This window comes from Flammeovirgaceae bacterium SG7u.111 (assembly GCA_034044135.1).
Taxonomy (GTDB): domain Bacteria; phylum Bacteroidota; class Bacteroidia; order Cytophagales; family Flammeovirgaceae.
Genome location: CP139021.1, coordinates 6,893,363 through 6,907,370 on the forward strand (window position 1 = coordinate 6,893,363; position 14,008 = coordinate 6,907,370).

Here is a 14,008-nt window from a genome sequence, read left to right on the forward strand (position 1 = left end):
ATATCTATTATGAAACATTTTATTCTATATACTATCCTTATAGCCTGTTCGCTCACAGCCCAGGCACAAACAGATACACCGTTTAACAAGAAGCTTTTTTCAGACCAAAAATATGAGTTTAAAGAAGCTTACTTTCACTTAGAGGAAGGCAATGACTTTTTTGATGAAGGTCCTGTAGCTTACAAAGCTGCACTGACGAATTATCTTAAGGCTCAAGAGTTTAACCCTAATTCATCAGAATTAAATTTTAAAATTGGTATTTGCTACCTAAAATCGATCAACAAAGAAAATGCGTTGACTTACTTGGAAAAAGCTTTTCAGCTAAATGAAAGGGTAGATCCAGGCATCTTCTTTTATTTGGCAGAAGCCTACCATTACAAAAGCAACTGGAACGAGGCCATTGAATGGTATCAGAAGTTCAAAGCGCAATTGATCGCTATTGAAGATAGAAAAAACAGAGAGGTTGTAGATCTACAGCTTCAAGTAGTGAATAAAAAAATACAGGAATGTGAGTATGGCAAAGCAATGGCAGCCAACCCAGTACGAGTTTTTATTGACAATATTGGGCCAACTATCAATACTCTTTATTCAGAGTACGGCGTCACTATTTCTGCCGACGAATCGATGATGCTCTTTACTTCCAGAAGACCTGATGTGATCGGGTTTAGTTCAAAAAATTCGATTGACGAAACTACGGAAGACATCTACATGAGTGTGAGGGATAAAAATGGTAATTGGGGAGTAGCCAAAAACCTAGGAACGCCAATCAACGACAAGGGACATGATGCCACGGTAAGTCTTGGTCCTGATGGTCAATATATGATTATGTATAAAGATGAAGATGGAGGGGCATTATTTGAGTCGCACCTAGATGGCGAGTATTGGACTAAGCCCGAACTTTTGGACAAGCAGATAAATTCAAATTACCACGAAACAGAGGCTGTTTATTCTCTCGACCGAAAAAGAATTTACTTCGTAAGTAATAAACCAGAGGATAACCTAGGGATGACAGATCATGAAACAGGAGAATATACACATGATATTTTTTACTGTGACTGGGATGATAAAAAAGAAAAGTGGGGCTCTCCTAAGAATATGGGAGCATTGATAAATACAAAATATGATGAAATAGGCCTTTACCTTCACCCTGATGGAAAGACGTTGTTTTTTAGCTCTAAAGGGCATGATACCATGGGTGGGTACGATATTTTCAAGACCGTTCACAACGAAGATTATGACACATGGTCGGAGCCTGAAAACATAGGCTATCCTGTAAATACTCCAGATGATGATGTATTCTTAATCGTGTCTGCTAATGGCAAGCACGGATATTATGCTTCTGCAAGAACAGATGGGTTTGGTGAGAAAGACATCTACGTAATCACCTTTCTTGGCGCTGAGAAACAACTTTTACTTACTTCAGAAGATCCACTATTAGCCAATTTGCATAACCCTATTGGCGAAAAGCTAATAGAACCCAAGGCGGAAATGGCTATTTCCCAAGCCTCTCTCTTAAAAGGACGGGTGCTCGATGCAGTTACTAAAGAGCCGATTATGGCTGAAATTGAGTTGGTGGATAACTCAAAAAACAAACAGGTTGCCATTTTCCAATCAAACAAAGCATCGGGTAAATACTTAGTATCCTTGCCCGATGGCCGTAACTATGGTATAGCGGTAAAACATTCCGATTACCTATTCCATTCTGAGAATTTTGATATGCCAAAAGGAAATGGTTACCAAGAGTTTGAAAAAATAATTTACCTCAAAAAGGCGACCGTGGGCAGCAAGATAGTCCTGAAAAACATCTTTTTTGATTTCAACAAAGCAACTCTTCGCCCCGAATCAACATCGGAGCTTGAAAGGCTAGCCCAAATGCTTAAGGATGCTCCATCGCTAAAAATAGAACTAGGAGGTCATACTGACAGCAAAGGCACGGACGATTACAATCAAAGTTTATCTGAAAAAAGAGCAAAAGCTGTAGTGGATTATTTGGTAAATACGTCCGGAATCGCCCAAAGTCGCCTGACTTTCAAAGGATATGGCGAGAAAGAGCCTGTTGCGCCAAATACAACTGAAGAAGGGAGGCAACTGAACAGGAGGACTGAGTTTAAGATTATAGCAAATTAGGAAAGAACAGAAAAGTGGTTTTGATGAGCATAGGCTTAAATAAGTCTATGCTTTTTTTGTATTCTGAACAAAACCCAAGAATATAAAAGCTTAAAAAATACGAAACCCATACATCACTGATGTATGGGTTAAGAGTGTTTCTGAAATAGCCGGTTTCTCCGACTATCTATATTTAATACAAAACCATGCCATTTGTAACAGGCAATTATTGAAAATCATTGATTTCATTACTTACTTGATCATAACAACTACTATAGACCGAGACTGAACTTTATAAACTGCTTTATTTATTTCAATCCCTTTTTCATACTCGCAATAATCCTCTGGAGAAGGCAATGATGTATCGATTACCCTACGCCACTTGGGCTTGTCGTGCATCACGGGAAGCTCAAAATAAAGATCTTCCCAATACGCATTAAACATTACGTGGATAATCGGATCTTTTTTCTTCTTATGTAAAGTGAGAGCAATTGAATGAGAGTTTTTCCCCCAATCAGGCTTCCCGCATTTTACTCCATGCCATTGAATATGTGGAGATTTCTTTTCATGCAAATCAACCCAAAAGCGATCTTCTTGAAAAATGCTGTGCGAAATATTGAACTTGATCAGAGACTTTACAAAGCCATATACATCTTTATTATCATCCAGCATTTCCCAGTCTACCCAGCTAAGTTCATTGTCTTGGCAGTAGGCGTTATTATTTCCTTTTTGTGTCCTTCGGAATTCATCTCCCATCAAGATCATAGGCGTACCTTGGGCAAGGAAAAGGATGGTAAAGAAATTCTTGATTTGCTTGAGCCTTAATGCCTCTATTTCTTTATTGGGAGTAGGCCCTTCAACCCCACAGTTCCAACTAGCATTATTTTTCTCCCCATCTCGGTTGTGTTCACCGTTTGCTAGGTTGTGCTTCTCGTTGTACGAAACCAAATCATTAAGCGTAAAACCATCGTGACAGGTGATAAAGTTGATGCTTCGGTTGGGGTCTCTATCTCTTACCGAAAACATATCTGGACTGCCGATCAAACGTTGACCAAAGCCCCAAACAGTATCGGTATCACCTTTCATAAACTCACGGGCATCATCTCGGAACATGCCGTTCCATTCCGCCCATTTGTCTCCAATGAAATTTCCAACTTGATAAAGCCCAGCGGCATCCCATGCTTCGGCAATGATCTTCGTACCTGCCAAAACCGGCTCTGATTCAATTTCCCAAAGAATAGGAGGATTTTTCATCGGGTTACCGTATTCGTCTCGGGAAAGTACCGAAGCCAAATCGAACCGAAACCCATCTACGTGCATTTCTTTCACCCAATAGCAAAGGCTATCCATGATCAACCTTCTCACTATAGAGTGGCTGGCATCGAGGGAATTGCCACAACCTGAAAAATCTTTGTACTCTCCTGTTTCGGCATTGAGCGAATAATACGCACTATTTTCAAAGCCTTTGAAACATTGAATAGGTCCTGTATCCCCACCTTCCGATGTATGATTGTATACCACATCAAGAATCACTTCTATTCCAGCTTTGTGGAAAGCCTTCACCATTTCCTTGAACTCGTTTACCGTCTGAATAGGGTCGTCAGTAGTGCCATAGGCATGATGAGGGGCAAAAAAACTAATAGGACTATATCCCCAATAATTGACTCCACTTGGGGCATCTTGGTGATCGAACTGCTGAACTGGCAATAGCTCCACGGCCGTCACCCCTAACTCTTTGAGATATGGGATTTTTTCAATCAGCCCCAAGTATGTTCCTTTTTTATCATCTGCCACACCTGAGCTTGGGTGCTTAGTAAAGCCCGCCACATGGAGTTCGTAAATAATAGTCTTAGAAAAAGGCCTTGAAAGAGGCTTATCACCTTCCCAGTCAAAACTAGAGCTATCCAACACCACACTTTTCATTGCCTCTTTTATATTGCTACCAGGTTCTTCCCCTGCTTTTTTACTGTAACCCTTACCAATAGCAACACCTTTAGAATAAGGATCTAACAGGAGCTTAGAACCATCAAAACGCAACCCTTTGATTGGATTCATGGGGCCATATACCCTAAACCCATAAATTTGACCCTCTTCTATTCCTTGTACATTTATATGCCAGTAATAAAAGGTTTTATTCACCTTAGGATCGAGCTTGATTATTTTCGTAGGCTCTTCATCATCTGGTCCGTCAAAAAAAAGCAACTCTACCGCTTCGGCAGAGGCAGAAAAAACACAGAAGTTTACACCATTTTTAGTGAAGGTAGCACCGAGCGGATGGCTCATGCCAGGGGTAGTGGTAATCATACTCATTTCGTAAAAAAGGCTGTTAGGTTCAAGAATGTATTCAAAGCTAAGATAGAGAAAAAAATTACTCAGATAAGGTCATAGCTTAGTTTTTAGAAAATAAAAAAGCCCAATCTCAAATGGGACTGGGCTTCTGTTGAACTCTTAATCGTATTTATTTTTCTGCCTTTTGGCTAAGTTCTATGTTGAAAAGATCGTTAAGCGTTTCTGCCAAGTTTTCGGCATCTCCTCTTCTACATGCCGCTTTCAGTTGAAGCACAGGAAGCTTGATGATTTTGTTCATGATACTGCGGGTAATCATTTCTACTTTTTCCGCCTCCACATTGTCGAGTTGCTTAAGGTGTTTACTGATTTCCTCATTACGAATAAGCTCTAAAGCATCTTTAAATTTTTGAATGGCCGGAGCAAAACTATTTTCATGTACCCATTCATCGAAGTCGTGCAACGCCTCATCAATCAAACCTTTTACGGCAGGAATTGCTTGTTTTCTCGATTCTATTGCTTTCGAAGCTCGTACATTTACATCATCGATATTATAAACTATTGCGCCAACTACCTCTTCAATCGACTCGTCCACACTTCTTGGAACAGAAAGGTCAATGAATATTTTATAAGAAAGGAGGTTGAGCTTGGCCACTTCTTCTTTGGTGAAAAAAGCACCGTCCTGAGCTGCTATTGCACTAACGATGATATCAGCTCGCTCTACTTGCTCCCAAGCTTGCTCAAAAGGAACAGCTTTGTATCCAAACTCATCAGCTAATTCCGCTGCTTTTTCATGCGTTCTGTTGGTAATCACCACATCGGCAATCTCTGTATTTTTCAGGTTTCTCACTACATCTGCTCCAATCTCACCCAAACCTAATACCAATACTTTTGGGTTATTTTGCCCATATACCAATTCCTCTATCAGCTCAACAGCTGCATAAGAAACCGAAGCAGCTCCATCTCTAAAAGCTGTTTCTTGCACTACTTTTTTATTGGTAAAAAAGATAGTATGCATGAGGCGGTGCAAAATAGGCCCTGCTAAGTTCAAGTCGGCTGAACGTTGGTAAGCTCGCTTGAGCTGGTTGGTAATTTGAAGGTCTCCTATTACTTGCGACTCTAGCCCAATAGCCACATGAAACAAATGCTTCGCAGCTTTTTTATGGTTGGTAATTTTCTCGAAATAAGGGGAAAACTTAGATAGATCGGTTATACCTGCCTCAAGTGCCAATAACTTTATTAGGGTTTCAGAATAGTCAACATCAGACGAATAATAAATTTCGGTTCTATTGCAGGTTGAAACCACCAATGCTTCTGAGGTAGTAGTAATGTCTCGCACCTTATGAAGCAGGTCGTGACAGGCTTGCTCGCTGAGCGAGAGCAGTTCACGGACTTCAAGAGACGCGTTTTTGTGTGAAAGTGATATTGCTTTGAACTGGTGCTGCATAAAAATCAGGCTCTGCGCCACTTTAATTATCCAGAATTGATTTATGTTATTGAACTGGATGCCTTGATCCTAAACACTTTGTTCGTGTTTTTGTATTTTTTGTGCATTCTAACTGCAAAAGTAGTCCATAAACTTCTGGAGCACAAAAAGGAACAGGCACCACTATCTAGTTTAGATTCATTCTAAAAAAGAATCTTGTCAGTTTTAGATGGTTTTCCACCATTCTTATAATTTTAGTTCATAAACATAGCGATAGAACGCCCTCTAAGTTTATGATATCCATCAAGGCTTTCGGTGACTTTTATGATCTAAACAAGCCCTTGTGGGCAACAACTTACAAAGCAACTTAATTCCTTGAATTACTAAATTATCCCTATAATCTCAACCTTTTTCTATCACCATAATTAATTTCATTATCCATTAAAGGATTAATAACTTTGGAAGGAAAAAAATGAGAATTTGACAACAAATGAGCACAACTACTGAAAAAGACATTGCGGTATTATTGATGTACTGCCCCGACCAAAAAGGAATAGTAGCATCGGTGACAAGTTTTTTGCAAGAAAACAAAGGTAATGTCATTTACCTAGATCAGCATGTTGACACAGAACGCAAAATGTTTTTCATGCGGTTAGAGGTTGAATTGGATGATTTTGTAGTGCCAAAAGATAAAATTCGAGACTATTTCCAAACACTTATAGCTTCGAGGTATAGCATGACCTTCAAGCTTTTTTTTAAAAGCCATATACATCGGATGGCTGTATTTGTCTCTAAAATGTCGCATTGCTTATTCGATATCTTATCAAGGAGACAATCGGGGGAGTGGGAAATAGAAATACCTGTGATTATAAGCAATCACAAAAACCTTGAACCTATAGCCCAAAGCTTCGGAATTCCTTTTGAATATTTGCCCATTGCTAGAGATAATAAGGCAGAACAAGAGAAAAAACAGATAGCTATTTTGGAAAAGCACCAAATCGATCTTATTGTTCTTGCGAGGTATATGCAAATCATTTCTCCAGATTTCATAAAAGCATACCCAGATAAAATCATCAATATCCACCATTCTTTTTTACCTGCATTTATAGGTGCGAGACCTTACCATGCTGCCCATGAAAGAGGGGTGAAAATTATTGGTGCAACGAGCCATTACGTTACAGAGGAGCTGGATGCGGGACCAATCATTGACCAAGGTGTAACTCGGGTAAGCCACAAAGACTCAGTGAAAGATTTGATAAGAAAAGGAAAAGATTTAGAAAAAATAGTACTTTCTAGAGCTATATGGAATCATATCAACCATAAACTCCTTCATTTCGAAAATAGGACAATCATCTTTGATTAGGAAAATTTATTTGGAAACCGATTTTGTATTGCTGAGAAGAGATACAATTTTTTCCTTTAGAACATCTCGTTTGAAAGGCTTAGATATATAATCGTTCATCCCAACCGAAAAACATTTCTCGGCTTCACCTTTCAATGCATTTGCGGTCAGTGCCATGATAGGCACTTCGCTTTTCGGTGGCTCAAACTCATTTCTTATTGCATAGGTAGCATTGTAGCCATCCATTACAGGCATATGTACGTCCATCAGTACCAAGGAATAGTCTTTCCCCTTCATGAGGTCAAGCGTCTTTTGCCCATTTTCTGCTACATCTACCTCAAAACCCCAATCTTCTAGCAAGGTCACTACCACCATTTGGTTTACTTCGTTGTCTTCTGCCAGCAAAATTTGAGTCTTTCCTGAATTTGAATCAGCCGAAATGGTCTCGATAGGCACATCATTTACTTTTATATCCTCTTTTGGCTCTTCTCTTGGGTCTGTTTTTTTGTAAGACATTTCGAAGGCAAATGTACTTCCTTTACCCACTTCACTGTCTAAGGTCATTTTTCCACCTTGCATTTCTACTAGCGAGCGTGATATACTCAAACCTAGCCCCGTTCCACCAAACTTACGGGTTGTATCGTCACTTGCTTGGGAAAAAATACTAAATATAGATTCAAACTTTTCTTTCTCTATTCCAATCCCAGTGTCCTTCACATAGAAACGAATAATGAAATATTCGTGTGTTTCTTCCAACAACCTACCTCCTATGGTAACGACTCCTCCTTTGCTCGTAAATTTCACTGCATTGGAAAATAGGTTTAGCAAAATCTGACGAAATCTTACTGGGTCACCTACAATGTAATCAGGCAACATATCGTCTAATAACACATTTGCCTTCAATTGCTTTTCCTTGATCTTCACTTGGCAACTATCCACTACCGATTTCACCACCTCTTTTATATCAATATCCTTTTCTTCAAAAGTAAGCTTGCCCGAATCAATCTTGGAAAAATCAAGAATATCATTAATAATGGTAAGCAGATTACTGGCAGATGAACGAATGGTGTCCAAGTATTTATGTTGCAGAGCATTTAACTTAGTATCGCCCAAAAGGTCTGCTACCCCCATAATGCCATTCATAGGTGTCCTGATTTCATGGCTCATATTTGCCAGAAAAGTCTGCTTGGCCTTTGCCGACTCTTCGGCATGCTCTCTTGCTATTTCAGCTTGCTCACGCGAAAGCTCAGCCTGTTCCTTGGCACTCACCAATGCTTCGTTTTGTACTTTTATTTGCCCGAGCATATGATTAAAACCAGAAGCCAAAGTACCTATTTCGTCTTTTCTATAATCTTGATCGACCTTGATCGAGTAATCTTTTTCTGCCGAAACTTTTTTGGTAGTACTGGTGAGTTGGATAATTGGGCGAGAAATTACTCGTTGGATCCAGATTGAAAGTAAATAAGCACCAATTAAACCAATGACAAATACGATTGCCACTACGCTCCCGAAGCTTTTATACCTATCGAGAGGAATTCTTAAATCAGACCGAATAAATACCGTTAAGATCTTACTTTTTGAAGCAAAATCATCATCGTATAAATCTACCCAGATATCAATATAGCCCTGCTCGTAAATCTTAACATAGCCCCAAAATTTTTGAAGGGCACTCAGCTCGGAAGCTTCAAATCGATAAGAGGTATAAATAGGAGTAAAGCTACTTTTGTTCAAAGCCAAGGAAGGGCTGTTGGTAACGCTTAAGACAGTTTCTTTCTTTAAGGCAGCAGCACCTTGGGCTTGGTTAGGCACTTTTTGGGCTATGCCTCTTTCAATCAATTGACGGTCGTAATAGGCAAAAACCGAATCTTTTTCATCAAAGATAGCCCCATACATTATGTCTTCTGTCTCATGTAAGGCTGTCACAGTAGCCCATTGAGCTTGTTCTATAGCATTGTCACCTTTCAGGTTCACATAAATCTTATTGTCATCGCCTAAGAGGTAAGCCCTTTGTTCCAGACCTTGCACCATCCCATCGTGATAGTTCACAAAGTCATAAATACCAAAGGAGCTATAAGATAATAGTAATGCTATTACGCTGGTACAAATTGTAATAACTACTAGCTTATACTTTATGGGAGCATTATCTAGAAAGGATTGAACAACTTTGATTTTCATTAAGCACCCGAGCTAATTTACATAAAACATTAATCTAATAACTTACCTTCTCCTCTGATAAAAATTTGCATTTTCTACCAGCAAGTATTGGCTCTTTTACTTACCAGGTCCTTTAGGCGGGTTAGGGTTATTAGGAATAATTTGTTCAGCCATTTTCCAAAGCTTAGGATCGAAGTACAACCCTGCTTCGGTAGCTGCTTGCATATTGATATTAAAGGTTGGCCTTTCTCTATTAAAGTTGATAATCCCGCCTTTTTCGCAGAATCCTTCTATTCCATCGCCGATGGTGAGCACCCCGTAAGAACGGTACTTTAAAATCTCGCCAAGCGTTTCATTCATCCTGTATTCTTCCGAACGACCGACAAAAAGAATATGGGACCCTTTTAGTTCTCTGATGGTATTTCCTCTACGAATTTCGATAGTTCTACCCCCTGCTTTCCGATTGGCAACAAGCTCATCCAACACACCCCTAAACGGATCGTCTCCTAAAATGCCCAATACAATTACGTTTTTCTTGAAAACATCTTCGGGCCATGTTACGTATCTCGCAAAGTGATACACCCACCCTCCTTTTATTTCATGCTCCTTCCACTGTGCCTGTGTTTTTTTAGGCAACAAAATAATAGCACCCAATAATAGAAGACCCACGTATAATCTCTTCACATTTGGTTTTATATAGGTCAATGCTTTAACGTTAATTTGTTCAATTGCCAAAAGAATATTTGAATTTAAGGATTATTCCCAATATAATCATTCACTTTTATATTAAGATACTATTTTATATACCTTTATAACTATATACTCATCATCTTCTGCTCAATCACAATAAATAGTCACTTTTACCACATCATACACCTGATTGTTAACATAGGTATTCGTTGTCTGAGAACTATCATAGGTTAGTATTTGCGAAGAAGCCACTCCTTTTTCCATCAACTTATCTCTCAAGTAATTGAGGCGGTTAGTCGATAGGCTTTTATTGTTTCGAAGAGAATGCACATGTACTAATTCAATCTTATGCTGTCTATTTGATTTAAGAAGAGAAGCCAATTCACCTAAATCTTCTTCAAATTGAGCATCAGGACTAACTCCACTTTGTGCATAAGGAAAGTCGCCTTCTACGCATACACACCTACCTAATCTGTTAGAATAAGCACCTCTACAGGTCACGTCATTCATAAGTGAATTAAGGGGACCTTTCAGTCTATATACTATACTATATTCTCCTGTCTGAATAGCTCTATCGAGAGTTGATACCAAATTATCATATACATCTTGAACTTCAACTTCTTTAGGTATCAAAGGATCATCGACATATTGATATAGGCTATCCCTCCCTGTAGAATCGGCATACTCAATAATTTTATTTAGCACTTCAACTAGCATATCATACCGATTCGTCCTGATCTCATCTTCTGCTCCAGCATCAGTAGTGCTAGATGTTTTATACATTGGCTCTATTTCAACAATATCTGCTACAACCTTCCCAAATGCCGTAACTTCATCTATGTTTATCTGGAGGCTGTACTGATAATTAAACACATCCTCTTCAATCCTTAACTCTATATTTTCAATAGCTTGCTTCTCATAAATCACATCTACTGAGTAGAATTTATTAGGGAAAAGCACCATAAAATATTTCCCATCTTCAGGCTTTGGGCTATACACATATTGCTGGATAGCTCCTGTTCCTCCTTCTTTGACTTTAAGCTGCACAGGAACACTTTTACCATTTTTATGTAATTGAATTACCCCAGATACTTTGGTAAGAGGCATTGGGCTTTCTCCCCAAACCACTTTCAAAATATCGTATGAACCAAAAGAACCATCTCCTCCTCTGTCAGAAGACAAGTAAGCCTTACTGTTATCAGGAGTAATTTGGAAGTAATCATCATCATATACACTATTTATTGGATCACCCAGATTCAAAGCTTTTGTCCACGATGCACCTATTTTTTTAGAACGGAATATGTCAAAATATCCCATTGAATCATGACCGTTGGAACTGAAGTATAAGGAAGTATGGTCTGGATGCATAAAAGGATTTACCTCATCAGCAGAAGAATTCACTCCTTCTCCTAGGTTTTCGGGAATTGACCACCTGCTCCCATCTATCCTGTGCATTTTATAAATATCAAAACCGCCAAATCCTCCTGGCTTGTTACTAGAAAAGTAAATAACATTTCCATTGGAAGCCATACATGCACCTCTAACAGCTGTCCCCCTATCTACCATCAAGTCTATTGGCTGTGGTCTTTGCCAATCTCCATTATTCTTTCTATTGACCACAAAAAAACTTCCTTCACTTTCATCTTGACCTAAATAAACCAACAACTTTTCCCCATCATCGGTCATTGAAAGCGTTGCAACATAAGGGTATTCTATTCCTTGGGCAGTAGGATGCTCCCATCTCGTATTTTCAGCTGGAAAACTAGAAAAATAAACATCATCAAGGTTAGAGCGCAATTCTTTAGGCATGAATACAAACTGATCACCAAATACTAGTTCAAGCCTATCCTTTGGCCTATCAGAACTCAAAAACATAGATTGCCCATCACTAGAGACAATTGGAGCGATCTCATTATATGAAGTATTGATAGGAAAATCCATAAAGCTCACATTCACATCAATCCTTCTCCTTCCCAGTAATTTTTTACCATTTTGACAAAAACCAATGATTTCATTAGCCTTCTGCCTCATTTCATCACTTATGGTAGTCTTTTCTAAATACTCGTTCAATACATTCACCGCATCCACAAAACGATAATTGTAATGATATGCTTTTCCCAAATAATAAAAGGCATCGATAGGTACAGTGCCGTCATTTTCTGTTAGTGCTTTTTCAATATAAGATGCAGCATCTTTTTTATGATTTGGGGATTTCAAATAGCACAGCCCAATTTTATAATTGAAGATAGATTTGTTGTATGTGGTTCTCAATTGTCTATACGCAGAAAGAGCTTCAGCATATTCTTTTCTCAAAAACATTGCATCAGCCTGCTCTAGCGAAGCTAGCCAGTCTTGCGCCATCATGCTTAAAGGCAAGAACAGAACAAGCACCACAAATACAGATATCTTTTTAATTAATTTCATATTACAGAATAATAGTTCTGCCAATTGACTTATAAGTAAATAAAGCTGGCTATTGGAAAAAGTAAGTCGATTGGTTATTTAGTAGTTAGATGTAATATCATAAAGATTGGCTAAAGTCTTTTTTTATTGATTAGAAAAGAAACAGTCCCGAAGCTACTACACCCGGGACTGAATGATATCTTAGTTTCCTTGCGAACCAGTTGTCTTTTCTACATTTGCCTCTATCCATAAAGTGGTTTGAGGAGTTTTAGGATCATTACAAATTACCGTGATGGTTTTCCTTTGCTTTCCAGTTCTTGACTTGCTGTTAAATGTAACATCAATAGTAGTTGATTCTCCTGGAGCAAGACTGGTTTTTTGTGGGCGAGTAGCCGTACATCCGCATGATGCTTTTGTTTTTCTGATAATCATAGGAGCATCACCATTATTTGTCAATTTAAAGCTTGTATTGGCCTTAGTCCCTTCTTCGATACTTCCAAAATCATGCTTTATCTTATCGAAAGTCACTTTTGGTAACTTCGTATCGGCAGTGATCTCCCCAAAATTCTCTTTAATGTTTGCGCTTACATTTATCCTTTTTTCTGGACGATCTGAATCATCTGTCATCAGTTTGAAATAATCAAACAAATAGCCCCAATCATTTTTCTTAGTTGCGTCGTATTTGAAACTCAACGTTACTGTCTCTTTTGGAGCAACAGTAAGTTTTGAAGAAGTAAATTCAATATGACCAGGAACTTTTGTAGCTTCCAAATCAAGAGTAACAGCCTTTTCTCCAGCATTATACACAACAGTAGACGCTGTATCAACGCCATCATTCATCACATCTCCAAAAACTATGTGAGTTGTCTTGAAACGCAAATTACCAATTGCCATCGGATAGAAATCCTCAGGACCTTTTGGTTTTGGCAATACCTTACCATTAATTCTCAACACTACAATCTCAGGCTCGCCATTCGTCCATACCGTAACCGATTTATTGAAAGGTCCTGGGCGATTCTTTGGGTTATAAGAGGCTTTTACATAACCTTCTCCTCCTGGCTTTACTAATTCTTTAGTCCATTCGGGAGTAGTACAGCCACACGAAGCTTGGACTTTGGTTATTTTCAAAGGCGCTTTACCAGTGTTTTTGAAGCTAAACACAACCTCTTGAGGACCACCTTCTTCTTTAATATCCCCAAAACTGTGTTGAAGCTTATCAAATTCTACCTTTCCTTTTTCTTGTGCATTTGTAATAGCTACAGTGCCTAACAAATACATTACTGTCCCAAGGATAGTTACAAACTTTTTCATTTAATCTGATTTTTAATACAAAAGAATACTCTTACGTAATATGACTTTAAAACTAACGAAACTAAAACAAATAAGTAATAAAAGACAGCATATAGAAGCCATCTAAAATTCATCTTGTCGCCTATTAGCTACTGTTTACTTTTATCTAACAATAAAAATGCTGGTTTTGATGTTCAAAATATGATAAAAACATCAATACTGCTATAAAGTACATTGCTCCTCAATAGTTCATTTAAGAACATAATAAATACGTGCAAATACTGTTCTTACGGATGATAATACATCTTTAA

Annotated in this window: 8 protein-coding genes; 2 read left to right on the plus strand and 6 right to left on the minus strand. The window is 38.5% G+C overall.

All coding sequences use genetic code 11. From position 1 onward, the window contains the following. Positions 1-9 precede the first annotated feature (9 nt). Positions 10-2,127, plus strand: a complete 2,118-nt coding sequence (locus tag R9C00_26600) for an OmpA family protein (protein WPO35270.1) — start codon at positions 10-12, stop codon at positions 2,125-2,127. Between the two features lie 231 nt (positions 2,128-2,358). On the opposite strand, the gene glgX is transcribed toward R9C00_26600, so the two are convergent. Together glgX and hemA are read right to left on the minus strand one after the other, a co-directional pair. Beyond that, positions 2,359-4,416 (minus strand): glycogen debranching protein GlgX, encoded by a 2,058-nt coding sequence (gene glgX / locus R9C00_26605; protein ID WPO35271.1) that lies wholly within the window; start codon positions 4,414-4,416, stop codon positions 2,359-2,361. Positions 4,417-4,564: 148 nt separating this feature from the next. Beyond that, positions 4,565-5,839 carry a glutamyl-tRNA reductase gene (gene hemA / locus R9C00_26610; GenBank protein WPO35272.1) on the minus strand — a complete coding sequence of 425 codons (1,275 nt, stop codon included), beginning with the start codon at positions 5,837-5,839 and terminating at the stop codon, positions 4,565-4,567. A gap of 469 nt (positions 5,840-6,308) precedes the next feature. On the opposite strand from hemA, the gene purU reads away from it, so the two are divergent. Next, positions 6,309-7,181 (plus strand): formyltetrahydrofolate deformylase, encoded by an 873-nt coding sequence (gene purU / locus R9C00_26615; GenBank protein WPO35273.1) that lies wholly within the window; start codon positions 6,309-6,311, stop codon positions 7,179-7,181. Positions 7,182-7,187: 6 nt separating this feature from the next. Here the strand turns inward: purU and R9C00_26620 are convergent, their stop codons facing one another. The 4 genes from R9C00_26620 to R9C00_26635 form a co-directional block, all read right to left on the minus strand. Continuing rightward, positions 7,188-9,335, minus strand: a complete 2,148-nt coding sequence (locus R9C00_26620) for a response regulator (GenBank protein ID WPO35274.1) — start codon at positions 9,333-9,335, stop codon at positions 7,188-7,190. 96 nt (positions 9,336-9,431) lie between these two features. Further along, the gene (locus tag R9C00_26625) at positions 9,432-9,998 is read right to left on the minus strand and encodes a YfiR family protein (GenBank protein WPO35275.1); all 567 of its coding nucleotides are present in this window, start codon (positions 9,996-9,998) and stop codon (positions 9,432-9,434) included. A gap of 153 nt (positions 9,999-10,151) precedes the next feature. Next, a complete protein-coding gene (locus R9C00_26630) occupies positions 10,152-12,428 on the minus strand; it encodes a hypothetical protein (protein ID WPO35276.1) in 2,277 nt (758 codons plus the stop codon). Positions 12,429-12,608: 180 nt separating this feature from the next. Continuing rightward, a complete protein-coding gene (locus tag R9C00_26635; protein ID WPO35277.1) occupies positions 12,609-13,718 on the minus strand; it encodes a DUF1573 domain-containing protein in 1,110 nt (369 codons plus the stop codon). Positions 13,719-14,008 lie beyond the last annotated feature (290 nt).